We start from the raw sequence: 22,752 nt of genomic DNA, 5'->3' as shown, positions 1-22,752 counted from the left end.
CGGCCTATGGTGAAGAACTGCAGCCAGGGCAGGAAGATGGCCAGCAGCAGGCGCATGGGGGTCTCCTCGGGGGCGGTGCGGAATCAGCCGCGCGCCACCCGGTAGAAAGCCAGGCTGCCGCGCAGATTAGGCAGCAAGGATACCCGCTTGCCCTTGTCCATGACCACCCTCTGCATCACTCGGATGCGGTTCTTGGCGCAGAGCCGCTCGAAGTCGCCCAACATGCACCAGTGGATATTGGGGGTGTCGTACCACTGGTAGGGGATGGTGTCGGACACCGGCATATGGCCCTGCAGGATTTGCCAGCGGTTCTGCCAGTAGCCGAAATTGGGGAAGGTGACGATGGCTTCGCGGCCGACGCGCAGCATTTCGTTGAGGATGGCCTCGGTGTGGCGCATGGCCTGTATGGTCTGCGACAGCACCACGTGATCGAAGCGGTGGTCGCCGAAATCGGCCAGGCCGCTTTCCAGGTCGCCCTGCACCGCGTTGACGCCGGCGGCGACGCAGCGCACCACGTTGGCGACGTCGAAATCCACGCCGTAGCCCTGGATTTGCTTGTCGCGTTGCAGGGCGGCCAGCAATTGGCCGTCGCCGCAGCCCAGGTCCAGCACGCGGCTGCCGGGGGCGATCCAGTCTGCGATCAGTTGGAGGTCGGGGCGGAGGGGCTGGGTCGCGCTCATGCCTTTACCTCCTCGGCCACGCGGTGCAAATAGGCGCGCATCAGGTCCACGTATGGTTGGTCTGTCATCAGGAAGGCGTCGTGGCCGTGCGCGGACTCGATCTCGGCGTAGCTGACGCGCTTGCCGGCGGCGATCAGCGCCTGCGCCGTCTCGCGCGAGCGCTCCGGCGAGAAGCGCCAGTCGCTGGTGAAACTAGCCAGCAGGAACTGGGCCTGGGCCGGCCGCAGCGCGGCGGCCAGGTCGCCGCCGCAGTCTTTGGCCGGGTCGAAGTAGTCCAGCGCCTTGGTCATCAAGAGATAGGTGTTGCCGTCGAAGTAGTCGGAGAACTTGTCGCCCTGGTAGCGCAGATAGCTTTCGATTTCGAACTCCACGTCGTAGCCGAAGCGGTATTCGCCTGATCGCAGCATGCGGCCGAATTTTTCGCCCATGCCGTCATCGGACAGATAGGTGATGTGGCCCAGCATGCGCGCCAGCCTGAGGCCGCGTCGCGGCACCGTGCCCTGCTGGTAGAAGTCGCCGCCGCAGAAGTCCGGGTCGGACAGGATGGCTTGGCGCGCCACGTCGTTGAAGGCGATGTTTTGCGCCGACAGCTTGGGCGCGGAGGCGATTACCAGCGCGTGCACCACGCGCTCAGGGTAGGCGATGCTCCAGTGCAGCGCCTGCATGCCGCCCAGCGAGCCGCCTATCACGGCGGCCCAGCGCGTGATGCCCAGCCGGTCCGCCAGCCTGGCCTGGGATGTGACCCAGTCAGCCACCGTCACCACCGGAAAAGCCGAGCCCCAGGGTTGGCCGGTGGCCGGATTGAGGCTGGACGGGCCGGTGCTGCCGTGGCAGCCGCCCAGATTGTTGACGCCCACGACGAAGAAGCGGGAGGTGTCTATCGGTTTGCCGGGGCCGATCATATTGTCCCACCAGCCGGCGGCCTTGTCGTCGGCGTGGTAGCGGCCGGCCACGTGGTGGTGGCCGGACAGCGCGTGGCAGATCAGGATGGCGTTGCTCTTGTCTGCATTGAGACGGCCATAGGTTTCGAAGCGCAGCTGATAGCTGGGCAGCACGGCGCCGCTGGCGAGCGGCAAGGGGACATCGAATGCGGCGTCTTCGGCCGCGACGATGCCTACCGAACAGTCGGTGTCGGTCATCAATGGGTGCCTCTTCTATTTTTATCCTCGTCCGCCGTCCTCTGTCGGGGCGTGTCGGGCGCGGTCTCCTGCGGCTACCGTCCGATTATATCCATAAGACATGCTTGCGCGGGAAGAGGCTGCGCCGGGATAATCGGGCGGTCTTCCTTCCAAGCGCCATCATGTTCGGACGCCTGTTCAAGTTTTTCGCGCTGTGCCTGATCCTGTGGACGGTGGCGCGCTGGTTTTTGAAACCCAGCCAGCGCCGCTCCCTGCACGAGTTGTTCTCCGCGCTCGCCATCGCCTTGCTGATCAGCGCCGGGCTATTCAGCGTGCTGTATTGGCTGGGCTGGCACCAGCTTTAAGGACGCGCGAGCGCCGATTCTGGCGCCTCGCCGGATGGGCAGTTCTCCTTGTTTCCAGATCTGAACTGCCATTTCGGAGCCGGTTGTCAGCGCGCGCGCTGGCTTCGCCACGCTCGGCGCAGGCTGTGCCAGACGCCGCGGCAGGCTTCGGAGAGGCGGATCTCGCAGAAAATCGGCAGCGCCATGCCGAGCCGCCAATCCGGATTGGCGGCTTCGTAGCGCGCCAAATGCTTGGCCAGCCTGGGGGTGTCGGCGATGTGCGCCGCCAACGCGGGCGGCGTGTGGTCGCGGAAGTCGGCCAGCCCGGCCGCCGCGTTCCAACGCGATCCGGAAGCCGCCATGCCCAACTGCTCCAGCAGAGCCTTGTCGCCGGGGGCGAGAGGGCGGTCGGCCAGCGTGGCTACGCCGCCGAAGGTCGCCGCCACGCGAACGAAGCTGTTGGGGAAGCAGATGCAGCCGAACAGCAGCGGCAGCCTGGGCGCCTGTCGTTTTACCCGCCACAGCACGCGCAGGGTGGAGGCGATCAGCGCCGAATTGCCGCGCCAGCCCGGCTCGGTATAGGAGTAGTCCACCCGCAGCAGCATGCCGGGACGGGCGGGAGCGACGGTCCGCTCCGCCACGGCCAGCCAGAAGCCGCGCGGGATGCCGGCCGGGTCATGGAAAACGACGGACCAGGCCTGGTCCTGACGGTAGCTGAGCAGGAATTCGCGCCACATGTCCTCCTCCATGGCGGGGGCGGGGGCGCGAAAGGGAAATTGAGCCAGGCGCAGCGCGTGCAGGCGGCGCAGCGTCGCGGCGTCTACATCGGGCGCGCGCTGGATGCGATAACGGAGCGTCGAGGACATGGGCAATGTTTATGACATGGCAGGCTCGCCACTGTGCGGGGGGCTGCATGGCTTGTCAATACGGGTAGTTTTTATCCGAAATATGTTTTGTTGACCCATCCTGCCCTGGTCTGCCAGATGCTTGATCCCGCTCAGCTTGCGCGGGGAGGCTCGCCGCTAAACTGCGCGCTTTTGCCGGCCCTGCCATGGACCTGACCCGCCATATCCACACCTTTGGCCATTATTTGAAGCGGCGCTTTGGGGAACCCGTACACAAACTATCCCTGGCTGGCGACTTCACCTGCCCCAACCGCGACGGCACTTTGGGGCGAGGCGGCTGCACCTTCTGCAATGTCCGCAGTTTCGGCCGCGAACCGGCCGCACTTTCCATCAACCAGCAGTTGGAGCGCGAAAAGCGCAAGACCGATCGCGCCCGGCGCTATCTGGCCTATTTCCAGGCCTATACCAGCACCTATGCCGAAGTGGAGACGCTGCGCGCGCTATACGACGAGGCGGTGGCGGCCGCCGGCGTCGTCGGCTTGTGCGTAGGCACCCGGCCGGACTGCGTGCCGGACGCGGCGCTGGACCTATTGGCCGGTTACCGGGACGCGGGGAGCGAAGTGTGGCTGGAGCTGGGGCTGCAAACCGCGCATGACCGGACGCAGGCCCTGATCCGCCGCGGCCACACCCTGGCCGATTACCGCGACGCGGTCCGGCGCGCCCACGCTCGCGGGCTCAAGGTTTGCGCGCACTTGATCGCCGGCTTGCCCGGCGAAAATGCCGATGACGCGCATGCCACATTGCGAACCGTGTTGGACATAGGCGTTGAGGGGCTGAAGCTGCATCCGCTGATGATAGTGCGCGGCAGCCGGATGGCGGCGCAGCATAGTCGCGGCGAAGTAAGGCCGATGGCGCTGGACGACTATGCCGAGCTGGCAGCCAGCCTGATCCGCCATACCCCGGAAGAGGTGGTGTATCACCGGATATCCGCCACGGCTCAGGCGCCGACGCTGATCGCGCCGGCGTGGTGTGCCTCCCGCTGGACTGCCCTGCAAGCCATCGGCCAGCGGCTGCAGGAGCGTGGCGGGCAGGGAAGCGCCTTGGCATGAGCCAAAGGCGCAATGACAGTATTACTGCGCGCCGCTGGCGGCCGGCTTATCGGCTGCGGCATTGAGATCGGTTCGGCTGCCGCCGATGTGCTTGGCCAGATTGGCGATCCAATGATTGACGAGCGGATGGATTTGCGCGCCGAACTCGGTTTGCCTGTAATTCAGGTTCTCGCTGGAGCCATAGCTGAGTTGGTAGCCGGTGGCGTCGTAAGCGATATTGAGCACCAGCACATGGTCGCCCTTGACGTGCTTGAGCGCCACCTTGCCCGGCTGGTCCGAATCCACCGTCCAGCCCAGGCTGGCGCCGGCGTTGACGATGGCGGTTTTGTTCTTGTTGATGTCGCCGTTTTCCGCCGCCAGCGCGATGCGGCCCGGCAGCGCCAGCGGCTCATGGCGGGCGAAGGCCGGTTGGCAGGCGAGGAAGCCGAGCAGGGTCAGTGCGATGGCGAATAGTTTTTTCATAAAGTTTCTCCAGCGGAAAGGGTTGGGATTGCCTGCTTAGCATCCTCAAGATGCGCGGAGGAATGCGTGCGACATATTGCGCAATTGTAACGGAATTGTAAATATTTTGGTTTGAATCAGCGTGGTATTTATTAGGACTTATAGCGCGGCGCGCATTGCGCTGAACAATAGATGATCCGGCGTGTCAGAATGGGCGTGCGAGTCCGACCAAGTGGGAACGAGAGGGAGAGCCGCCATGCTGATCCAGAAACCCGCCGACCATTTGCCGTCGGAAATCACGCCGGAGCGCGTGTACTTCAATCGCCGCCAATTCATGCTGGGCGCCGCCGGCCTGTTGTTGTCCGCCGAGACGCTGGCCGGGCTGAGCGCCAAAAAAAGCCCGCTGTCGCAACTGGCGTCCAACGACAAGCCCAACAGCCTGAAAGACATCACCAGCTACAACAACTTCTACGAATTCGGCACCGACAAGTCCGATCCGGGGGAGAACGCCGGCAGCCTGCATACCCGGCCGTGGAGCGTGCTGGTGGACGGCGAGGTGGCCAAGCCGCGCCGTTTCGCGATTGAAGACTTGATGAAGTTTCCGCTGGAAGAGCGCGTCTACCGGCTGCGCTGCGTGGAGGGCTGGAGCATGGTGATCCCCTGGGTGGGATTTCCCTTGGCCAGCCTGCTCAAGCAGATGAACCCGAACTCGCGCGCCAAGTTCGTGTCTTTTGAAACGCTGGAGCGGCCGGGCGAGATGCCGGGCCAGCGCACCTCCGTGCTGGAATGGCCGTACCGGGAGGGCCTGCGCATGGACGAAGCCATGCATCCGCTGACCCTCCTGGCCGTCGGCCTGTACGGCAATGTCTTGCCCAACCAGAACGGCGCGCCCATCCGCCTGGTGGTGCCGTGGAAATACGGTTTCAAGAGCATCAAATCCATCGTGCGCATCCGGCTGCAGGAAACCATGCCGGCCACCAGCTGGAACCTGGCCAACGCGCATGAGTACGGCTTTTACTCCAATGTGAATCCGGAGGTGGACCATCCGCGCTGGAGCCAGGCATCCGAGCGTCGCATAGGCGAGTTCTTCAAGCGCAAAACCCTGATGTTCAACGGTTATGCCGATCAGGTGGCTGGCCTGTATCGCGGCATGGATCTGAGAAAGAACTACTGATGACGACGCTGCGCATGAAATCTCCCGCCAAGCCGGCCGAGCGCCGGATCGCCATCGGCAAGACGCTGCTGTTCATCGCCTGCCTGCTGCCGCTGGCGCGCGCGGCGTGGATCGTACTGAGGGGCGAAGCGGTGAACCCGGTCGAATTCATCACCCGTTCCACCGGCACCTGGACGCTGGTGTGGTTGCTGGCCACGCTGGCCATGACGCCGCTGCGCCGTTTCAGCGGCCAGGCCTGGCCCTTGAAGTGCCGACGCATGCTGGGCTTGTTCGCCTTTTTCTATGCCAGCCTGCATTTCACCACCTATATCTGGCTGGACCAGTTTTTCGATTGGCAACACATCCTCAAAGACATCGCCAAACGCCCCTTCATCACCGTGGGCTTCGCCGCCATCGTCTTGATGGCGCCGCTGGCGCTGACCTCCACCCAGGGCTGGATGCGGCGCCTGAAGCGCAACTGGGGCAAACTGCACCGGCTGGTGTATCCGGTGGCCATCCTGGCGGTGACGCATTACTGGTGGCTGGTGAAGAAGGATATTACCCAGCCGCTGATTTACGCGGCGGCGCTGGCCTTGCTGCTGGGCCTGCGCTTGTGGTGGCGCGCGCGCAAAGCTTGATCCGGGCGCTTGGCAAGGCGGCGGAGCGGTTTTAAAGTGTGGTGTTTCGCAGCGGAAGAACATCATGTCCAGCAAGGCTCCCGTCACCCAGGCCGTCCGCGTGCTGCGCGAGCGCAAGGTCGAGTACACCGAACACCTGTACAAGTACGAGGAAAAGGGCGGCACCACGGTATCGGCGCGCGAACTGGGCGTGGACGAGCACGCGGTGGTCAAGACGCTGATCATGGAGGACGAGAACAAGCGTCCTTTGATCGTGCTGATGCACGGCGACCGCGAAGTGGGCACCGGCATGCTGGCCAAGCAGATCGGTGTCAAAAAAGTGCATCCCTGCGACCCTAAAACCGCGGATAAACACAGCGGCTACCAAGTGGGCGGCACCAGTCCCTTCGGCACGCGACACGCCATGCCGGTATACATGGAAGCCAGCATCGCAGCGCTTCCCGTCATCTATATCAATGGCGGCAAGCGCGGTTTTCTGATCGGCGTGGACCCGCGCGAGGCAATCCGGGTGTTGAGTCCCACCCTGGTCAACGCGGCGGCGTGACTTCCGGGAAGTTGCGCTGGTAGATGGCCTTCAGGCTACCGTCTTTCTCCATCTGCTCCAGCGCGCGCGCAAAATCTTCCCGTATGCGTTCCACCTGAGGGTAGCTGCGCGAGAACATCAGGCTCAGCGGCGTTTCCTTGTCCAGGGGTGCGGGAAGGTAGCCGAACTCCTTCTCATGCGCCGGCAGCGTGGTGTGGATCAGGTAGAGGCCGCGCTCCAGCGCCATCGGCGCTAGGTCCAGATGACCTTTTTGCAGTTGACGCAGCGCGTTGACCTCATCGCTGGTCAGCAAGGTGTTCAGCTTGTGCTGCTGGAATAGCGGCAGATACCAGTAGCCCAGCTGGATGGCGATGCGGTAGCCGCGCAAATCGTCCAGCGACTGGAAGGCCTGGGGCGGGTGCGGCATATTGGGCTTGTAATAGAACAGATAGCTGCTGGTTCGCATCAGCGGGGGCGAGAAGTCGAATTCTTTCTGGCGCTCCGGCGTGGGCCGGTAGGGAAAGGCCGCGACGGCTTTGCCGGCGCGGATTTGCGCCTCGTCCTGCAGCCAGCTCAGATAAGTGATATGTACTTGATAGCCGGCGCGCTGGAAGGCCTGGCGCATGATTTGCGAGAACACGCCGTCCTGCGGCAGGCTTTGCGACACATAGGGCGGCCATTCGCCGGTGACCAGTTCCAGCGTGGTTTCCGCCCGCGCGTCGGGGCTGCCCAGAGCCCAGGCGAAAACCAGAAACAACAGACGCCGCATGGCGCTTCCTTGCGGGGAGGGGATACTGTGTTATCGCACAACGCCCCCCGGCAACCAAGGATTTACCACCACCAGAACATATAGCCCCAGGCGCAGTCCACCAGCGCTAGCGCGACGTTGAACGCCAGCAGGGCGAGGCCGCCGCGCAGCGGCCGGACGCCCCAGCGCGCCAGGATGCCGCAAGCCAGCCGCAAGGCCCATAGATTGGCGCCGGCAAGCAGGGCCAGACGGGCGTGGTTGACCCAGTGCATGCCATAGCCTTCAGCCTTCAGCAGCGTCACCGTCAGCGCGGACAAACCCAGGAACACGCCGCAGCCGGCCAGCGGGATCAAGGCCTGCGCCAGATGGTGCAGGCGCTGCCTTTGCCAACGGCCGGCCGTCAGTACGGAGCATGCCAGCGCAAGCAGCATGCCGCTGCCCAGCGCAAGCGCGGTGGCGGCGATATAAGCCAATAGCGCCGCGCCGTCCAGCCAGGAGAATACGTCGTTGTGCATGGGGTAGTGGGTGAGCAGCCACCACGGGGCATTGGTGTCCAGCGGCCACATGATGTCCTTGTCCACCAGCCATTCCGCGGCGGACTGCTTCAGCGCCACGAACCAGGGGCTGACCGTCCAGTGGAAGGCACCCATGGCCACGCCCAGCAGGCCGTAGACGATCAGCGCCGTCTGCCAGCCGTCGGCTTCCTTTTCCGCCACCCGGACGACTTCGTCGCTCATGGGGCGGGAGGACAGTTCGATGGCCGAACGGTGGTCGCTGCAGCGGCCGCACATATGGCAGCCGCTGCCGCCCTGCATATGCCTGAGCGGCTGCAGCGGCGCGCAATCCACCGCCGCGGTCCGCTCATGCGAGGCCTTCCAGGCGGCTTCATCCACGCGGTAATACAGCGGCGCCAGCTTGGACAGCAGGCCGAACACGCCGTTGACCGGGCACAGATGGCGGCACCAGGCGCGCTTGCCGCGGGTATAGACGAAGCCGACGGCCACGGCCGCCACTGTGGAGCCGCCCAACACCAGCAGGGCGGCCTTGGGATATTGGTAGACGCTGACCAGCTGGCCGTAGACCGTGGTCAGCACGAAGGCGACGAAAGGCCAGCCGCCCCAGCGCATCCAGCGCGGGATAGGCCTGCCCATGCCTTTGCGGGCCGCCCATTCGGACAGCGCGCCCTCCGGGCACAGCACGCCGCACCACATCCGGCCGAACAGCACCATGGACAGCAATACGAAAGGCCACCAGATGCCCCAGAACACGAACTGGGCGAAAATGGTCAGATTGTTCCACATCCGCGCCGCGTCGCCGGGCAGTTCCAGACAGGCTGGGACGATCAGCAGAAAGGCGTAGACCAGCACCACGGCCCATTGCAGTTTGCGCAACAGCGCGCCGTGGTCGCGCAGCCAGTCTCCCGCGAGGGCCAGCGGGCCGCGCGGCTGCGGCGCAGGGCGACAGGAGCCGCCGCCGGAGGGGGCGGCGACGATGGGAATCACCCTGTGCGGCGGGCGCTGCGGACGGCCAGGCGTCATGCGGCGGCCGCCAGCTTGCGGTTGCGCCACTGGAACAGCGCCCAGATGCCGGCCCAGAACAGGCCGTAAGCGAGCAGGCTCATCAGCGCCGGATGCGCGCGGTAACCGGTCAGCGAGGCCACCAGGCCGCCCAGCGGGCTCATGTCGTCCAGCAGGGCTGAGCTATCCCACAGCGGGTCCACCAAGGCGGGCAGCACGTCCATGGAGATCAATCGCTCCACGCCGTTCAGGAACAGCGAGGCGCCCAGCAGCAGCAGCATGATTTCGGTCACGCGGAAGAACAGCCGCCACGACAGCACCTTGCCGCCCAATTGCAGCAGATAGAACGTGAGGAAGGCGAGCGCCAGGCCGGCGGCGCCGGCCAGGCCCATCTTGGCCAGCTCCATGCCGTGGGCTTCGGCCAGCATGCCGTACAGGAAGACCACGCATTCGCTGCCCTCGCGGGCGATGGCCAGGGCCGACAGCACGGTCACGCCCCACCAGCTGCCGCTGGCGGCCTTCTGCGACAGGCCGGACTCCAGCTCCTTTTTCAGCGTGCGGCCGTGCTCGCGCATCCACAGCACCATTTGCACGATCAGCGCGGCGGCGATGAACACCATGGCGGTCTGGAAGTAATCCTGCGCGCCGGCCATCAGCGTGCCGGCGGCGAACAGCGCGACGGCCAGGGCGATGGCCATGGCCAGGCCCAGCGCCACGCCGCCCCATAGATAGGGCTTGCCGGCGCGGCCGGCCGGATTATGGTTCATCCAGGCGTTGAGGATGCCGACCACCAGCAGGGCCTCGACGCTCTCGCGCCAGACGATGAAGAGTACCTGTCCCATTCGCGTTTACCTCTATTACTTGGCGACGATGACGCCCTGGCCGGTCTTGGGGTGGAAGTCGTCGAAGAATTTGTACTCGCCCGGCGACAGCGGCTGGAACACCAGGAAGGATTCCGCGCCGGGGCCCAGCACCTTTTCCTTGCGCAGCGGGATGCTTTCGAACTCGGCCGGCGTTTTGCCGGTGTTCATCACTTCGATCTTGAATTTCTTGCCAGCCGGCACCTGCAGGCGGGCGGGAATCAGCTGGCCGTCCTTCATTTGCAGCTTGTAGACGGGCAGCTCGTCGGCGAAGGCCGAGGAGGAAAGCAGGGCGGCCAGCAGGGCGGCCGCGCTCAGGCGCAGAGCGTTCATAGGATGCATCGTCCCGGAATGAGAAACAGCGCGGACCCCAGGCCCGCGCCGCTTCATTGTATCGTAGTCAAGAATGCTTTGCGTTCACATTCTCAATTGGCTTAGTAGCCGCCCTTCTTGCCGATGCCGGCGAAAACGAATTCGTAGTTCACGTCAAACGGCTTGAACCACGGGCCGACGCCGGTCTCCTTGTCCACGTGGCGGCCGAAGTGGGCGTGCTCGTTGGCGCTGGGCGGCAGCACCGTCAGCTTCAGCTTGTACTTGCCCGGGCCTTGCAGTTTGACGTTGTCGCCGTAGTGCGGGCCGTCGTTGGCCACCATGGGCATCAGGTCGCCCTTCTGGGTTTTGCCGCCTACCTTGGTCAGTTCGTATTTGACCACGAGGTAGGGCATCCAGGCGCCTTCTTCGAAACCGTTGGGGTTGTTTTTGGTGGCGTGGATGTCGGCTTCTAGGTGAACGTCGGAGGCCTCGGCCTTCAGCATCATGCCTTCCGGCTCCATCTTGGTCGGCTGCAGATACACCGCGCCGATTTCCATGCCGTTCTTCAGGGCCGGCTTGCCGATGGGATATTCCTTGGCCATGGCGGCGAAGGAGGCGGACAGGGCGACGCTGGCGATAGCCAGCTGGCAGACAAAGCGACGCATTATGTTTTCCTTATTAGGTTCGGCCGAATCGCTCGGCTTTGTGCCTGGAATAATAATGCTAGTAATTATCGTTTGCAAACCTTGATGCGGGAGTGGGGTTTCTCGCGCGGCCGTCACTTGAGAAGACGGCCGGCAGCGAGAGGGACGGTTCTTGCCGGGGCGCCTCAGGCTTTGGCCTTGGGGTGCAAATTGGGCAGCGCCAGCGCCGCCAGGCCCAGCAGCGGCAGGAAGGCGCAAAGCTGGTAGACGAACTCTATGCCGCGGAGGTCCGCCAGTTCGCCCAGCACCGCCGCGCCTATGCCGCCTATGCCGAAGGCGAAGCCGAAGAACATGCCGGACACCATGCCCACCTTGCCGGGCAGCAGCTCTTGGGCGTAGATCAGGATGGCCGGGAAGGCCGAGGCCAGGATGAAGCCTATAGGCAGCGACAGCGCCGCGGTCCAGAACAGATTGGCGTGCGGCAGCAGCAGCGTCAGCGGGGCGATGCCGAGAATGGAGAAGCCTATCACTCGCTTGCGGCCGATGGCGTCGCCTATGGGGCCGCCCAGCACGGTGCCGGCGGCCACCGCGAACAGGAACAGGAACAGCAGCAACTGCGCCGACTGAACGCCGATGTGGAAATGGTGGATCAGGTAAAACGTGTAGTAGCTCGAAATGCTGGCCAGATAAAAGTGCTTGGAGAATACCAGCAGCAGCAACAGCAGCAGGGTCAGTTTGACTCGGCCGGAAGACAGGCCGGACGGAGCGATGGCGGCGGCTTTCTTCGCCTGGCGCTGCTGGTGGGCGTACCACCGGCCGACGCGAAACAAGACATGCATGGCGAGCAAGGCGACCAGGCTGAACCAGGCTACGCTGGCCTGGCCCAGCGGCAGCACGATCAGCGCGGCCAGCAGCGGGCCGGTGGCGCTGCCGGCGTTGCCGCCCACCTGGAAGATGGACTGGGCGAGGCCGGGCCGGCCGCCGGAGGCCATGCGCGCCACGCGCGACGATTCGGGATGGAAGATAGACGAGCCGGTGCCGATCAGCGCCGCGGCCAGCAGCAGCAGCGGGAAGCTGCCGGCGCTGGACAGCAGCAACAGGCCTATCAGCGTGGAACCCATGCCGAATACCAGCGAATACGGCTGCGGCTTCTTGTCGGTATAGATGCCCACCAGCGGCTGAAGCAGGGAGGCGGTGCACTGGAAAGTGAAGGTCAGCAGGCCGATTTCGGCGAAGCTCAGGTGATAGTTGCCCTTGAGCAAGGGGTACAGAGCGACCAGCAAGGACTGCAGCATGTCGTTGAGGAAGTGCGAGAAGCTGATGGCGCCGAGCACGCGGAAGCGCGTGTCCTGCGCCGGCGCGGCGCTCTGGGTGCTAGTGGTCATGGCGTGATGCTCGATACGGTGGATGGAGCCATGCTAACAAGCACAATCACGTCAGTCCTGCCAAAATGGGGCATCTATCTTATTGAAAGAGGCGTTTGTGAACAGCTTCGATCATTTGAACCAGTTTGACCAGGGATTGGAGCCGGTGCGGGGCAAGCCGCGCGATTATCCGGCCGGGCTGGAAACGCCGCGTCATCACCATCCCACTGCGCAACTGCTGTGCGCGGTGGAGGGGCTGATGCTGGTCAGCGCCGAGCGCGGCCAATGGGTGGTGCCGCCGACGCGCGCCATCTGGCTGCCGATCGGCGCTTGGCACCAAGTGCGCATGGTCAGCGCTGTGCGCATGCGCAGCATCTACGTGCGGCAGGACAAGCTGCAAGGCCTGCCTGCGGAGTGCTGCGTGCTGGAGGTGACTCCGCTGCTGCGCGAACTGGTGGTGGCGGCAATTGCGGTGGCGGTGCCGTGCGAGGCGGGCTCGCGCGATGAGAAGGTGATGGACTTGTTGTTGGAGGAGATAGCCCGCGCCAAGGTTTTGCCGCTGTCGCTGCCTCATCCGTCTTCCATCGCCCTGCGCCAGCTGTGCGATGCCTGGCTGGCCCACCCGGACGACGCGCGCGGCGCGGCGGAATGGGCGCGCGAGCTGGCGCTGGACCCGCGCACCCTGCAGCGCCGCTTCCGCCGCGAAACCGGTTTGAGCTTCGGCCAGTGGCGGCGCCAGGCGCGGCTGATGCTGGCCTTGCAGCGGCTGGCTTGCGGAGACAGCGTGTTGAAAGTGGCGCTGGACCTGGGCTACGCCAGTCCCAGCGCCTTCGCCACCATGTTCAAGCGCGAGCTGGGCGCGCCGCCGAGCAGTTTTTTGGCGGCGTCGTAGCGGGTGTAGGGTGAAAACCCGGCATGGCCGGGTGTTCCGCCATTGCGCCAGGTGGACGGGCCATTTCTGTTGCTCGGCTTAGCCGATGGGCCGGCAAGCCCCTCTCCCCTTGCGGGAGAGGGGTTGGGGAGAGGGGCGCGTCGGTTCGATTCCGGGTTATTCGGAGAGCGAAAGCTAGCAGGCCTTGTCCGCGCTGACATTCCTAATCGATCTATGGAATCCGCTTCGCGGATGATGTTTGAGGCCGGTTCCGCCCGGCGGACGGGCCAGGGGCTGTGCGGCCAGCCCCTTGGCGATCCCAGGCCGCCCCGACAGCGCCGCGAAACCCCGTCTCCAAAGCCATTCCCAAGGCGCCGCCCAACTCGCGGGGCGCTAGCGTCGCCCCGCTCAAACAAAGGGCGTCTTAAAACCTTGGGAATGGCTTCGAAGCCGGCTTGCGCTGATGGGGGAGTCGGCGAATCGGTTTGGTCCTAATCATTTGGACAAATCTCAGCGAAGGAAAGATGGCGGAACGCCCCGTTGGGGCTTCCGCCCTACAAGAGGCTTTGTTGCATAACTCAAAATCATGCCAAAATATGGCAGATTTTTGGTGGGAAATTTCACACATTTGTCAGCAATTTTCTCTAACTTTCTTGCTGCGCAGTGGCACAAAAAATAGTTATGCAACAAAGCCGGATGATGGGGACTGCTCACCCTATTTTGCAGCCAGTTTTACCGCCAACTCCCCCAGCCGCCTCCCCTGCGCCAAGGCCAGCGCCTTCTCATGCTCGCTGATCGGCTGCCGGTCATCCATGCCCGACACATGGCTGACTCCATACGGCGTGCCGCCGGTTTGCGTCGCCGTCAGCGCCGCTTCGCTGTAGGGCAGGCCGGCGATGACCATGCCGTGGTGCAAGAGCGGAATCATCATCGTCAACAGTGTGGACTCCTGGCCGCCGTGCAAGGACGCCGAGCTGGTGAACACGCAGGCGGGCTTGCCCGCCAGCGTGCCCTGCATCCATTCGCCGCCGGTGCCGTCGATGAAATACTTCATCGCCGACGCCATATTGCCGAAGCGGGTGGGGCTGCCCAAGGCCAGGCCGGCGCAATCGACCAAGTCCTGGCGCTCGACGTAGGGCGCGCCGTCTTCCGGGATGGCAGGGGCCACCGCCTCGCATACCGTGGAGATCTTGGGCACGGTGCGCAGGCGCGCGCGGCAGCCGGGCACGCCGTCCACGCCGCGGGCGATCAGGCGGGCCAGTTCGCGAGTGGCGCCGTGCTGGCTGTAATACAGCACCAGAATGTCTAGCATGCTTGCCTCATGTATCCGTTTTGATCGCCGCATGATAGGGCAAAGCGGCCTGCCTTGCCTCCCTTGCTTCGCGGCGGCTTTGGCTTTACCTTTGCCGCCATGCAAGTCCAACGTATCGAACCCTATTTCGGCTTTGCCCGCTTTCTCGCGCGCCGCATGAGCGGCCTGCGCGTGCTGCAGGTCTCGGGCAGCCTGACCTTCACCACGCTGCTGGCGCTGGTGCCCCTGTTCACCATCGCGCTGACGGTGATTTCAGCGTTTCCGGTGTTTTCCGAATACAGCACCCGCTTCAAGATTTTGCTGCTGTCCACCCTGGTGCCGGAGTTCGCCGGCAAGGTGATCACCGTTTATATGCGGCAGTTCGCCGACAACGCGGAAAAACTCACCGCCGCCGGTATCGTGATGCTGGGCGTCACCGCGCTGATGCTGATGTCCACCATCGAGCGCACCTTCAACGCGATCTGGGGCGTGCGCCGCGGCCGGCCGTGGCTGCAGCAGAGCATGGTGTACTGGACGGTATTGACGCTGGGGCCGCTGGTGCTGGGCGGCAGCCTGTTGTCCTGGCGCTGGCTGTTCAAGGCCACCCGCTTTGAAAAGAACATGCCGCTGTTGGCTGATGTGGTGGAGGTGGGCGGCACCATCGTGCTGACGGCGCTGGTGCTGTCGCTGCTGTACCGCATCGTGCCCAACCGCTTCGTGCCGTTCCGCCACGCGGTGGCCGGCGCGCTGGCCACCTCGGTTTTGCTGGAAATCACCAAGACCGTGTTTGGCTTTTACATCGGCCAGGTGGCGAACTACCAGTTGGTGTACGGCGCTTTCGCCAGCATCCCCATTTTTCTGCTATGGGTGTACTGCCTGTGGCTGGTGGTGCTGGCCGGCGCGGTGTTTACCTCGGCGCTGTCCTACTGGGACGGCGAGGCCTGGCGTAGGCGAAACGAGCCGCACCGGCGTTTCCTGGATGCGCTGGAAGTCTTGTTGTTGCTGGACGCGGCGCAAGGGCGCGGCCAGGCGCTCACGCCGCCGCAGCTGCGGCAGGCGGTGAAGGTGGGCTACGACGAACTGGGCCTGGTGTTGGACCGGCTGGCGCAGCGCGGCTATGTGCAGAAGGGCCATGGCGACGCTTGGGTGCTGATGAAGCGGGTCGCCGCGATCAGCCTGGCGGAGCTGTTCGAGCTGTTTGTCTATCGACGGGACGGCGCGCGCGGCGACGCGCTGGAGAGGGAGTTGGACGCGCTGCTGGCGCCGTTGACCGCCGGGCTTCAGGCGGAGACGGTGGGGGATTTCGCGCGCCGCGTCGGGCAGAAGTAGGCGGTGTTGTCGTAGAAGGCCGGATTTTCGTTGTCCGGCCACCAGCCCGGAATGCCCAGGAGCGGCAGCGGGCACAGCGCGCGCGGCCGGGGCAGGAAGGCGTCGTCGTCCAGCCGCGCTGCCAGTGCGTCATCCAGTTGGCGCTGTCGCGCCGCGTCGCCCTGTCCGAAGAAGTCGGGCGCTACTTCCAGAATCAGCGCCTTGCCGCACCAGCCTAGGTGCGGCGTCAATCCCATCTCCATTACTGCGTGGCCCAAGGTGAAGGCGTCTATGCGCCGGCCCCAGTCGGCGCGGCGCGCGATGAATAGTTCTTGCCAGCGCATATCGTCCAGCGCCTGCCCCAGGGCCGGATCGGAGGTGGCTACGATCACGCCGCATTCATCCAGCAGCGTGGCCGCGTCGCGCAGCGGGCCGCGCTGGATTTCCCCGCGGGCGATCGCCCGTACATGGCGTCGGTTCAGGGCGGCCTTGGCCTGCGGCCAGGCCAGCCAGGCCAGCGCGTTGAACCAGTCGTGCCCGTTTTGCGGCCGAGTGGGCACCTCGCCGGTGGCGCCGATGTGCGCCTCATAATATGTCTCAGGCTCCAGTTCGCAGACGAAGCGCAACGTATCGGGCAGCGGCGCGCCATCTGCGCGGGCGGCGGCCAGCAGGGCGTCGTATTCGGTCTGGCCGGGCCAATCGGCGAGCGCGGGGACGAAGCGCCGCACCGGGCGGTACAGCGGGTGGGCGAGGTAATGGGTATGCCAGCGGTTCACGGCGGGAATGGGTTGCAAAAAGGCGCCATTCTAACCGGAAATCGTCCGCGGCGGCGGCGGGGCATCGATGGCGAAGACGCGGTTGCGGCCTTCGTGCTTGGCGAGATAGAGCTGCTTGTCGGCGCGGCTGAGCACTTCGTCTATGTCCTGCTCGTCCGGCCGCTGCTGCGCCACGCCTATGCTGACGGTGTAGGACAGCTCGCCGTCGTCCAGCGGCAGCCGGGCGGCGGCGACGGCGGCGCGCAGTCGTTCCGCCACTTGCATGGCTTCGGCGAGGGCGGTGTCAGGCAGCAGCGCGGCGAATTCCTCGCCGCCCAGCCTGCCGCACAAGTCGCTGGCGCGCAGCGCGTCGCGGCATAGATCGGCGAAGTGGCGGATCACCGTATCGCCCACGGCGTGGCCGTGCCGGTCGTTGATCTGCTTGAAGTGGTCCAGATCCATCATCATGACCGACAAGGGGCCCTGGGTGCGTCGGCCGCGCTCGAGCTCGCGGTCCGCCAGCTCGATGAACTGGCGGCGGTTGTTCAAGCCGGTCAGCCCGTCCTGGGTCGCCAGCCGGTACAGCTGCTTCTCGTGGCCGTGGCGCTGCAGCGCGATGGCGATGATGTGGGTGCTGCGATGGGCCAGCGCCAATTCTTCTGGGGTGGGGCTGCGCGGCTCGCGGTAATAGGTGGCGAAGGTGCCGAGCAGGCGGCGGTCGCTGGAGAAAATGGGCGTGGACCAGCAGGCGCGCAGGTCGAACGGTTGCACCTTGTCCAGCGAGTGCGCCCACAAGGGGCTTTTCAATATGTCGTCCACCACGATGGTGCGCTTCCAGTGGGCCGAGGTGCCGCAGGAGCCTACGCTGGGGCCAATTTCCACGCGGTCTATCAGTTTGCGGTAGGCGGCGGGCAGGCTGAGGCCCGCGGCGAAGCGCAGCGCCTGGCCATCCTCGTCCAGCAGCATGATGCTGCACATGCCCTTGGGCTGCTGCGACTCCATCATCTGGCAGATCTGGTTCAGCGTCTGCGGCAGCGGGTGGTTGCCGGCTATCATTTCCAGCACCGCGTTTTCCTCGGCCAGCAGTTTTTCGCCCTGGCGGCTGGCGGTGACCTCGCGGTCGACCGACAGTATGGTTTTCAGCATGCCGGCGCTGTCGAATTCCGGAAACAGCCGGATCTCGAAAATATGGCGATGCGGACCGTGGTACAGCTCCAGCTCGAAATTGCGCGCTTCCCAGGTGTTGATCAGCTGGCGGCATTCCTGTTCGAAGCGGCTGCTGGCTTCCTCGCTCCAGCCTTTCTCGCGCGGCGTCTTGCCCAGGTGCTCTTCCAGCGGGAGCGGGAAATAGCGGGAGACGCTGCGGTTGATGAACAGGCAGCGCAGCTCCAGGTCGTAGCGGGCGACGATGTCTTCCGAGTTGTCCACCAGGGTGCGGAATTGCTGCTCGCGGCGGATCATCGCGGCCTCGTGGTGTTTGCGCGCGGTGGCGACTCGGCACAGCGCGGTCAGCTTTTGCACGCGGCCGCCGCGCCAACTGGAGCGCCAGGTGATTTCCAGCCATTCCCAATGTCCGCTGTGATGACGGACGCGCACCTCGGAATTGGCTTCAGGAGGCGGCGGCGACTCCAGCAATTGGGCGAAGCGGGGGCGGTCTTCCGGGTGCAGCAGGCTCAGCCAGCGGGCGAAGTCCATGTCGCGGGTATGGGCGGGCATGCCGAGCAAGCGCTGCAGCGATTGCGCGCGGCCGCGCACCCGTTGCTGCGGAAGGCGAAACTCCAGCAGCCCCAGGCGGGCGTCGCGCAGCGTGGCGCGCGCGCGGCGTTGCCGCAGCAGGCCGTACAGCCACAGGGCGATGGCGGTGGCCGCCAGCAACCAGCCAGCGCCGGCCAGGCCGGCGTCGGGGGAGGCATCCGCGGCGTTCGCGGTCAGCGGCGCGCATAGCGGCCAAGCCTGGCGGATCCGGCGCAGGACGGGAATCAAACAGCTTTGCAACGAATCCATCCGCAGGGGAAAACGGGAATTTTGACATTGACCGGGGGCTTGCCGGCGCGGCACGCGCAGTCGTGCCGTGCCAGCGTCGTATTTACGCAACAAATACAGTATGCTTGGACGCAAATAATGGCGATGCAGGCGAGGCGGGAGCGCGAAATGGAATTTTTTCCGATTTTTCTGAAACTGAGGCAACAGCCCTGCCTGCTGGTCGGCGGCGGCGAGGTGGCTTTGCGCAAGGCGCGCTTGTTGCTGGCCGCTGGCGCGGCGCTGACGGTGGCGGCGCCGGAGTTGGCGCCGGAACTGGCGGAAATGGCCGAGCGCGGCGAGCTGAAGCATCTGGGCGCGCGTTACGCGGCGGAACAGCTGGCCGGCATGCGGCTGGCGGTGGCCGCTACGGATGACGCCGCGGTCAATCGCCAGGTGGCGGCGGATGCCGAGGCGAGGGGCATCCTGGTCAATGTGGTGGACGACGCCGAGGCCTCGCGCTACATCAGCCCGGCTGTCATCGACCGCTCGCCTTTGATGGTGGCGGTGGCCAGCGGCGGCAGCGTGCCGGTGATGGCGCGCCAAGTCCGCGCGCGGCTGGAGAGCCTGATTCCGGCCGGTTACGGCCGCCTGGCGCGCTTCGGCTCGATGTTTCGCGACGCAGTGAAGGCGCGCTTCCCGGACGTGGACAGCCGGCGCCGGTTCTGGGAAACCGTGCTGGAGGGGCCGCTGGCCGATATGGTGATGAACGGCGATGAGGCGGCGGCGCGGACGGAAATGGAAAAACGCATCGCGGCCGGGGCCGAGGCGCCGCGCGGCGCGGTCTATCTGGTAGGCGCCGGACCCGGCAACCCCGATCTGCTGACTTTCCGCGCGCTCAGACTGATGCAGCAGGCGGATGTGGTGCTGTACGACAAGCTGGTGGCGCCGGAGCTGCTGGAGCTGGTGCGGCGCGACGCCGAGCGCGTGTACGTGGGCAAGGCGCGCGCCAATCATGCCCTGCCGCAGGATGACATCAACCAGTTGATGGTGACCTTGGCCAAGCAGGGTAAAAGAGTGTTGCGGCTGAAGGGCGGGGATCCGTTCACCTTTGGCCGCGGGGGCGAGGAGATCGCCACGCTGGCGGAGCAGAGCATTCCGTTCGAAGTGGTGCCCGGCATCACCTCGGCCAGCGGCGCGGCGGCCTACGCCGGCATTCCGTTGACCCACCGCGACTACGCGCAGTCCGTCACCTTCGTCACCGGACACAAGCAGGATGGCAGCATAGACTTGGATTGGCAGGCGCTGACGCGGCCGCAGCAGACGGTGGTGGTGTATATGGGCGTGTCCACGGCGGCCGAGCTATGCCAGGCCTTCGTCGAGCATGGCCGCGGCGCGGATACGCCAGCGGCGGCGGTGGAATGGGCTACCACGGAAAGACAGCGCACGGTGTGCGGCACTTTATCGAGTTTGCCCGGTCTGATGGCCTCGCATGGCATCGCCTCGCCGGCCTTGATCATCGTGGGCGAAGTGGTGGAATTGGCCGACAAGCTGGCCTGGTTCCGCCGCAGCGAGAATTCAGCTGTTACAATTCGGGAAGATTGATTTCGCGGATGCGCGGGCGCAGCCCGCGCGCGTTCGAGCTTTGCTCAAAATCATGCGGCGGGCGGTCCGTCCGGCGCGCCAACTCTGAAGACACTGAGGCATGGTAGGTGTTCTGATAATTGCACATGGAGACCTGGGGCGGAGCCTGGCGGATTGCGCCAGGCACATCCTGGGACGGGAACCGGATAATCTGGCGGTCATGGCCGTCGACAAGACGGAAGACCCGGAACGCAAGCTGGGCGAGGCGCAAAGCCTGGTCGACGGGCTGGAGCAGGGCGATGGCGTGGTGGTGCTGACCGATATGTATGGCGGCACGCCGTCCAATATCGCCAGCCGGCTGATCCGGCCGGGGCGCGTGGAGGCGGTGGCGGGCGTCAACCTGCCCATGCTGGTGCGGGCGCTGTGCTACAGCAGCCAGCCGCTGGAAATCGTCGTCAGCAAGGCGATCACCGGCGGACTGGAAGGCGTGCTTTATATTATTCCGGGGGAAGGAAATGCTGCGATCTGAAGTGGAAATCATCAACAAGCTGGGACTGCACGCGCGCGCGTCCAGCAAGTTCACCCAGCTGGCCAGTCGTTACAAGAGCGATATCTTCATCGCCCGCAACAATCGCCGCGTCAACGGCAAGAGCATCATGGGCGTGATGATGCTGGCGGCGGCCAAGGGCGCCAAGGTGGAGCTGGAAGTCAGCGGCGAGGACGAGCAGCAGGCGCTGGAGGCGCTGATCGCGCTGATCAACAATCGCTTCGACGAAGCGGAGTGACAAGCGAGCGGAGGGCCGGCTTTCCCCGGCCATTCAGGGAGGCCGCGGCTTAAGCCGCGGTGATAGCGGCAGGCAAAGACACAACAACACGGCCTGTCCGGGGAGGGGCAATGAGCATCATCCTGCATGGGGTGGCCATAGGCGGGGGCATCGCCATAGGTCGGGCCCACCTGATTTCGCGCAGCATGGACGATGTGGCGCACTATCTGCTGGAAGATCACGAGATCCCGGCGGAGAAGACGCGTTTCGACGAGGCGGTGAGAGCCACGCGCAAGGAGCTGGAGATGCTGTGGGGCAGCATCCCGGAGAACGCGCCGGCGGAGCTGGGCGCTTTCCTGTCGCTGCACATCATGCTGCTGGGCGATGTCACCATCTCGCGCGAGCCGCGCGAGATCATCGAGAAACAGCGCTGCAACGCCGAATGGGCGTTGAAGCTGCAGTGCGACCATCTGATCGAGCAGTTCGACGCGATCGAGGAAGACTACCTGCGCGAGCGCAAGAACGACGTGCTGCAGGTGGTCGAGCGCATTTTCACCAATCTGGACGGCGACGCGCCGCAGTTGCCGGCGCCGGAAGATCTGGTGGAAGACCACATCCTGGTGGCGCACGACCTGTCGCCAGCCGACATGGTTTATTTCAAGGATTCCAACTTCGCCGCCTTCATCACCGATGTCGGCGGCGCCACCTCGCATACCGCCATTCTGGGCCGCAGCCTGGATCTGCCGTCGGTGATCGCCTTGCATCACGGCCGCGAGCTGATCCGCCAGGACGAAATGATCATCGTCGACGGCCAGCAGGGCGTGGTGATCATCAATCCGGACCATCTGGTGCTGAACGAGTACCGCCGCCGGCTGCGCGCCTGGCGCGGCGCGCGGCGCAAGCTGTCGTCCATCCGCAAGTCCAGCGCGGTGACGCGCGACGGCACGGTGATCGAGCTGCTGGCCAATATCGAACGGCCGCAGGACGTGGAAGAGGTGCGCGAGTCCGGCGTGGTCGGTATCGGCCTGTTCCGCAGCGAGTTTCTGTTTCTGGGCCGCGACACCTTGCCGACCGAGGACGAACAGTTCGAGGCCTACCGCCATGTGGCGGCGACGATGAAGGGCATGCCCGTCACCATCCGCACCATGGACCTGGGGGCGGACAAGAGTCCGAAGTGGCTGGGCCACAACCAGGCCGACAACCCGGCGCTGGGCCTGACTGGTATCCGGCTGTGCCTGGCGGAGCCGCTGATGTTCCGCGCCCAGTTGCGCGCGCTGCTGCGCGCCTCGGTGCATGGCCGGATCCGCGTGCTGTTCCCCATGCTGAACTCGCTGCCGGAGCTGAGGCAGGCGCTGGCGCAGTTCGAGTATGCCAAGGAGGAGCTGCGCGACGAGGGCATAGGCTATGCCGACGACGTCGAAGTGGGGGCGATGATAGAAATTCCCTCAGCGGCGCTGGTGGCCGGCAGCCTGGCCAAGCATGTGGACTTCCTGTCCATAGGCACCAATGACCTGATCCAGTACACGCTGGCGATAGACCGCAACGACGACACGGTCAGCCATCTGTACGACCCCATCCACCCCGCGGTGCTGAAGCTGATTCTGCACACCATCAAGACCGGCATCAAGGCCAATGTGCCGGTCTCGGTATGCGGCGAGATGGCGGGCGACGCCAAGCTGACCCGGTTGCTGCTGGGCATGGGCCTGCGCAAGTTCTCCATGCATCCGGCCAATCTGCTGGCGGTGAAGCAGCAGGTGCTGACCAGTCATCTCGATGAAATCGCGCCGGTCGCGGCGCGCATGCTTAGATCAGAAGATCCTGATAAAATAGCCGATTTGCTGCTGCTGTTGAATACGGAACCGGGCTGAATGGGGCCGGCCGGAGTCAATGTGGAATGGCACAATGGAATGGCGGGGCCGGCGCC

At 65.0% G+C, this 22,752-nt stretch carries 24 protein-coding genes; 11 read left to right on the top strand and 13 right to left on the bottom strand.

Annotated elements, in window-relative coordinates:
• Positions 1-83: 83 nt before the first annotated feature.
• Together metW and metX are read right to left on the bottom strand one after the other, a co-directional pair.
• Positions 84-680: a methionine biosynthesis protein MetW gene (gene metW / locus C2I19_RS17415; RefSeq protein ID WP_103903915.1), complete on the bottom strand. Its 597-nt coding sequence runs from the start codon at positions 678-680 to the stop codon at positions 84-86.
• A complete protein-coding gene (metX, locus tag C2I19_RS17410; RefSeq protein WP_103903914.1) occupies positions 677-1,819 on the bottom strand; it encodes a homoserine O-succinyltransferase MetX in 1,143 nt (380 codons plus the stop codon). Before metX ends, metW begins: the two co-directional genes overlap by 4 nt.
• A gap of 161 nt (positions 1,820-1,980) precedes the next feature.
• Here metX and C2I19_RS17405 point away from each other — a divergent pair, with 161 nt between their 5' ends.
• Entirely contained in the window at positions 1,981-2,163 is a 183-nt protein-coding gene (locus C2I19_RS17405; protein WP_103903913.1) for a protein MIGRI, read from the top strand.
• 86 nt (positions 2,164-2,249) lie between these two features.
• Here C2I19_RS17405 and C2I19_RS17400 read toward each other — a convergent pair whose 3' ends face one another.
• The gene (locus C2I19_RS17400; RefSeq protein ID WP_103903912.1) at positions 2,250-3,008 is read right to left on the bottom strand and encodes a hypothetical protein; all 759 of its coding nucleotides are present in this window, start codon (positions 3,006-3,008) and stop codon (positions 2,250-2,252) included.
• A 185-nt stretch (positions 3,009-3,193) separates the two neighbouring features.
• Here C2I19_RS17400 and mnmL point away from each other — a divergent pair, with 185 nt between their 5' ends.
• Positions 3,194-4,096: a tRNA modification radical SAM protein MnmL/YtqA gene (mnmL, locus tag C2I19_RS17395; protein ID WP_103903911.1), complete on the top strand. Its 903-nt coding sequence runs from the start codon at positions 3,194-3,196 to the stop codon at positions 4,094-4,096.
• 21 nt (positions 4,097-4,117) lie between these two features.
• Here mnmL and C2I19_RS17390 read toward each other — a convergent pair whose 3' ends face one another.
• A complete protein-coding gene (locus C2I19_RS17390) occupies positions 4,118-4,558 on the bottom strand; it encodes a hypothetical protein (protein ID WP_103903910.1) in 441 nt (146 codons plus the stop codon).
• Positions 4,559-4,793: 235 nt separating this feature from the next.
• Between C2I19_RS17390 and msrP the strand changes: the two genes are divergently transcribed.
• The 3 genes from msrP to ybaK all read left to right on the top strand — a co-directional run bounded on the left by msrP (position 4,794) and on the right by ybaK (position 6,872).
• A complete protein-coding gene (gene msrP / locus C2I19_RS17385) occupies positions 4,794-5,711 on the top strand; it encodes a protein-methionine-sulfoxide reductase catalytic subunit MsrP (protein WP_103903909.1) in 918 nt (305 codons plus the stop codon).
• Positions 5,711-6,328, top strand: coding sequence for a protein-methionine-sulfoxide reductase heme-binding subunit MsrQ (msrQ, locus tag C2I19_RS17380; RefSeq protein WP_103903908.1), 618 nt, complete (start codon positions 5,711-5,713; stop codon positions 6,326-6,328). Before msrP ends, msrQ begins: the two co-directional genes overlap by 1 nt.
• 64 nt (positions 6,329-6,392) lie before the next feature.
• Positions 6,393-6,872, top strand: coding sequence for a Cys-tRNA(Pro) deacylase (gene ybaK, locus C2I19_RS17375; protein ID WP_199181248.1), 480 nt, complete (start codon positions 6,393-6,395; stop codon positions 6,870-6,872).
• Here the strand turns inward: ybaK and C2I19_RS17370 are convergent.
• The 6 genes from C2I19_RS17370 to C2I19_RS17345 all read right to left on the bottom strand — a co-directional run bounded on the left by C2I19_RS17370 (position 6,856) and on the right by C2I19_RS17345 (position 12,317).
• Positions 6,856-7,620, bottom strand: coding sequence for a substrate-binding periplasmic protein (locus C2I19_RS17370; RefSeq protein WP_103903906.1), 765 nt, complete (start codon positions 7,618-7,620; stop codon positions 6,856-6,858). The genes ybaK and C2I19_RS17370 overlap by 17 nt on opposite strands.
• Positions 7,621-7,682: 62 nt before the next feature.
• Positions 7,683-9,137 (bottom strand): 4Fe-4S binding protein, encoded by a 1,455-nt coding sequence (locus tag C2I19_RS17365; protein WP_103903923.1) that lies wholly within the window; start codon positions 9,135-9,137, stop codon positions 7,683-7,685.
• Positions 9,134-9,958, bottom strand: coding sequence for an FTR1 family iron permease (locus tag C2I19_RS17360; RefSeq protein WP_103903905.1), 825 nt, complete (start codon positions 9,956-9,958; stop codon positions 9,134-9,136). Before C2I19_RS17360 ends, C2I19_RS17365 begins: the two co-directional genes overlap by 4 nt.
• 15 nt (positions 9,959-9,973) lie before the next feature.
• The gene (locus C2I19_RS17355; RefSeq protein ID WP_103903904.1) at positions 9,974-10,309 is read right to left on the bottom strand and encodes a cupredoxin domain-containing protein; all 336 of its coding nucleotides are present in this window, start codon (positions 10,307-10,309) and stop codon (positions 9,974-9,976) included.
• 101 nt (positions 10,310-10,410) lie between these two features.
• Positions 10,411-10,953: an iron transporter gene (locus C2I19_RS17350; RefSeq protein WP_103903903.1), complete on the bottom strand. Its 543-nt coding sequence runs from the start codon at positions 10,951-10,953 to the stop codon at positions 10,411-10,413.
• A 164-nt stretch (positions 10,954-11,117) separates the two neighbouring features.
• The gene (locus C2I19_RS17345) at positions 11,118-12,317 is read right to left on the bottom strand and encodes an MFS transporter (RefSeq protein ID WP_103903902.1); all 1,200 of its coding nucleotides are present in this window, start codon (positions 12,315-12,317) and stop codon (positions 11,118-11,120) included.
• A 97-nt stretch (positions 12,318-12,414) separates the two neighbouring features.
• Between C2I19_RS17345 and C2I19_RS17340 the strand changes: the two genes are divergently transcribed.
• The gene (locus C2I19_RS17340; protein WP_103903901.1) at positions 12,415-13,188 is read left to right on the top strand and encodes an AraC family transcriptional regulator; all 774 of its coding nucleotides are present in this window, start codon (positions 12,415-12,417) and stop codon (positions 13,186-13,188) included.
• A 694-nt stretch (positions 13,189-13,882) separates the two neighbouring features.
• Here C2I19_RS17340 and wrbA read toward each other — a convergent pair.
• Positions 13,883-14,479 carry an NAD(P)H:quinone oxidoreductase gene (wrbA, locus tag C2I19_RS17335; protein WP_103903900.1) on the bottom strand — a complete coding sequence of 199 codons (597 nt, stop codon included), beginning with the start codon at positions 14,477-14,479 and terminating at the stop codon, positions 13,883-13,885.
• Between the two features lie 99 nt (positions 14,480-14,578).
• Here wrbA and C2I19_RS17330 point away from each other — a divergent pair, with 99 nt between their 5' ends.
• Positions 14,579-15,787, top strand: a complete 1,209-nt coding sequence (locus tag C2I19_RS17330; protein ID WP_103903922.1) for a YihY family inner membrane protein — start codon at positions 14,579-14,581, stop codon at positions 15,785-15,787.
• Here the strand turns inward: C2I19_RS17330 and C2I19_RS17325 are convergent.
• A complete protein-coding gene (locus tag C2I19_RS17325; RefSeq protein ID WP_233201254.1) occupies positions 15,739-16,560 on the bottom strand; it encodes a DUF3025 domain-containing protein in 822 nt (273 codons plus the stop codon). The two genes, C2I19_RS17330 and C2I19_RS17325, sit on opposite strands and share 49 nt — an antisense overlap.
• Before the next feature lie 12 nt (positions 16,561-16,572).
• Positions 16,573-18,504 carry a sensor domain-containing diguanylate cyclase gene (locus C2I19_RS17320; RefSeq protein ID WP_158253750.1) on the bottom strand — a complete coding sequence of 644 codons (1,932 nt, stop codon included), beginning with the start codon at positions 18,502-18,504 and terminating at the stop codon, positions 16,573-16,575.
• A 168-nt stretch (positions 18,505-18,672) separates the two neighbouring features.
• On the opposite strand from C2I19_RS17320, the gene cysG reads away from it, so the two are divergent.
• The 4 genes from cysG (at position 18,673) to ptsP (ending at position 22,696) form a co-directional block, all read left to right on the top strand.
• On the top strand, positions 18,673-20,085 hold the full coding sequence (gene cysG, locus C2I19_RS17315; RefSeq protein ID WP_103903897.1) for a siroheme synthase CysG: 1,413 nt from the start codon (positions 18,673-18,675) through the stop codon (positions 20,083-20,085).
• Positions 20,086-20,185: 100 nt separating this feature from the next.
• Positions 20,186-20,593, top strand: coding sequence for a PTS sugar transporter subunit IIA (locus C2I19_RS17310; protein ID WP_103903896.1), 408 nt, complete (start codon positions 20,186-20,188; stop codon positions 20,591-20,593).
• Positions 20,580-20,849, top strand: a complete 270-nt coding sequence (locus tag C2I19_RS17305; protein WP_103903895.1) for an HPr family phosphocarrier protein — start codon at positions 20,580-20,582, stop codon at positions 20,847-20,849. Before C2I19_RS17310 ends, C2I19_RS17305 begins: the two co-directional genes overlap by 14 nt.
• Positions 20,850-20,959: 110 nt before the next feature.
• Positions 20,960-22,696, top strand: coding sequence for a phosphoenolpyruvate--protein phosphotransferase (gene ptsP, locus C2I19_RS17300; protein WP_103903894.1), 1,737 nt, complete (start codon positions 20,960-20,962; stop codon positions 22,694-22,696).
• The last annotated feature ends 56 nt before the right edge of the window (positions 22,697-22,752 follow it).

It is taken from the genome of Chromobacterium alticapitis, from assembly GCF_002924365.1.
Taxonomy (GTDB): Bacteria; Pseudomonadota; Gammaproteobacteria; order Burkholderiales; family Chromobacteriaceae; genus Chromobacterium; species Chromobacterium alticapitis.
Note: the sequence above shows the minus strand (reverse complement) of the source record. Positions and strands in the feature narration are given on the sequence as shown.

What these genes read in the sequence shown, in the direction of transcription:
- metW (WP_103903915.1), bottom strand. Translation starts at nt 680, where the DNA reads ATGAGCGCGACCCAGCCCCTCCGCCCCGACCTCCAACTGATCGCAGAC.
- metX (WP_103903914.1), bottom strand. Translation starts at nt 1,819, where the DNA reads ATGACCGACACCGACTGTTCGGTAGGCATCGTCGCGGCCGAAGACGCC.
- C2I19_RS17405 (WP_103903913.1), top strand. Translation starts at nt 1,981, where the DNA reads ATGTTCGGACGCCTGTTCAAGTTTTTCGCGCTGTGCCTGATCCTGTGG.
- C2I19_RS17400 (WP_103903912.1), bottom strand. Translation starts at nt 3,008, where the DNA reads ATGTCCTCGACGCTCCGTTATCGCATCCAGCGCGCGCCCGATGTAGAC.
- mnmL (WP_103903911.1), top strand. Translation starts at nt 3,194, where the DNA reads ATGGACCTGACCCGCCATATCCACACCTTTGGCCATTATTTGAAGCGG.
- C2I19_RS17390 (WP_103903910.1), bottom strand. Translation starts at nt 4,558, where the DNA reads ATGAAAAAACTATTCGCCATCGCACTGACCCTGCTCGGCTTCCTCGCC.
- msrP (WP_103903909.1), top strand. Translation starts at nt 4,794, where the DNA reads ATGCTGATCCAGAAACCCGCCGACCATTTGCCGTCGGAAATCACGCCG.
- msrQ (WP_103903908.1), top strand. Translation starts at nt 5,711, where the DNA reads ATGACGACGCTGCGCATGAAATCTCCCGCCAAGCCGGCCGAGCGCCGG.
- ybaK (WP_199181248.1), top strand. Translation starts at nt 6,393, where the DNA reads ATGTCCAGCAAGGCTCCCGTCACCCAGGCCGTCCGCGTGCTGCGCGAG.
- C2I19_RS17370 (WP_103903906.1), bottom strand. Translation starts at nt 7,620, where the DNA reads ATGCGGCGTCTGTTGTTTCTGGTTTTCGCCTGGGCTCTGGGCAGCCCC.
- C2I19_RS17365 (WP_103903923.1), bottom strand. Translation starts at nt 9,137, where the DNA reads ATGACGCCTGGCCGTCCGCAGCGCCCGCCGCACAGGGTGATTCCCATC.
- C2I19_RS17360 (WP_103903905.1), bottom strand. Translation starts at nt 9,958, where the DNA reads ATGGGACAGGTACTCTTCATCGTCTGGCGCGAGAGCGTCGAGGCCCTG.
- C2I19_RS17355 (WP_103903904.1), bottom strand. Translation starts at nt 10,309, where the DNA reads ATGAACGCTCTGCGCCTGAGCGCGGCCGCCCTGCTGGCCGCCCTGCTT.
- C2I19_RS17350 (WP_103903903.1), bottom strand. Translation starts at nt 10,953, where the DNA reads ATGCGTCGCTTTGTCTGCCAGCTGGCTATCGCCAGCGTCGCCCTGTCC.
- C2I19_RS17345 (WP_103903902.1), bottom strand. Translation starts at nt 12,317, where the DNA reads ATGACCACTAGCACCCAGAGCGCCGCGCCGGCGCAGGACACGCGCTTC.
- wrbA (WP_103903900.1), bottom strand. Translation starts at nt 14,479, where the DNA reads ATGCTAGACATTCTGGTGCTGTATTACAGCCAGCACGGCGCCACTCGC.
- C2I19_RS17330 (WP_103903922.1), top strand. Translation starts at nt 14,579, where the DNA reads ATGCAAGTCCAACGTATCGAACCCTATTTCGGCTTTGCCCGCTTTCTC.
- cysG (WP_103903897.1), top strand. Translation starts at nt 18,673, where the DNA reads ATGGAATTTTTTCCGATTTTTCTGAAACTGAGGCAACAGCCCTGCCTG.
- C2I19_RS17310 (WP_103903896.1), top strand. Translation starts at nt 20,186, where the DNA reads ATGGTAGGTGTTCTGATAATTGCACATGGAGACCTGGGGCGGAGCCTG.
- C2I19_RS17305 (WP_103903895.1), top strand. Translation starts at nt 20,580, where the DNA reads ATGCTGCGATCTGAAGTGGAAATCATCAACAAGCTGGGACTGCACGCG.
- ptsP (WP_103903894.1), top strand. Translation starts at nt 20,960, where the DNA reads ATGAGCATCATCCTGCATGGGGTGGCCATAGGCGGGGGCATCGCCATA.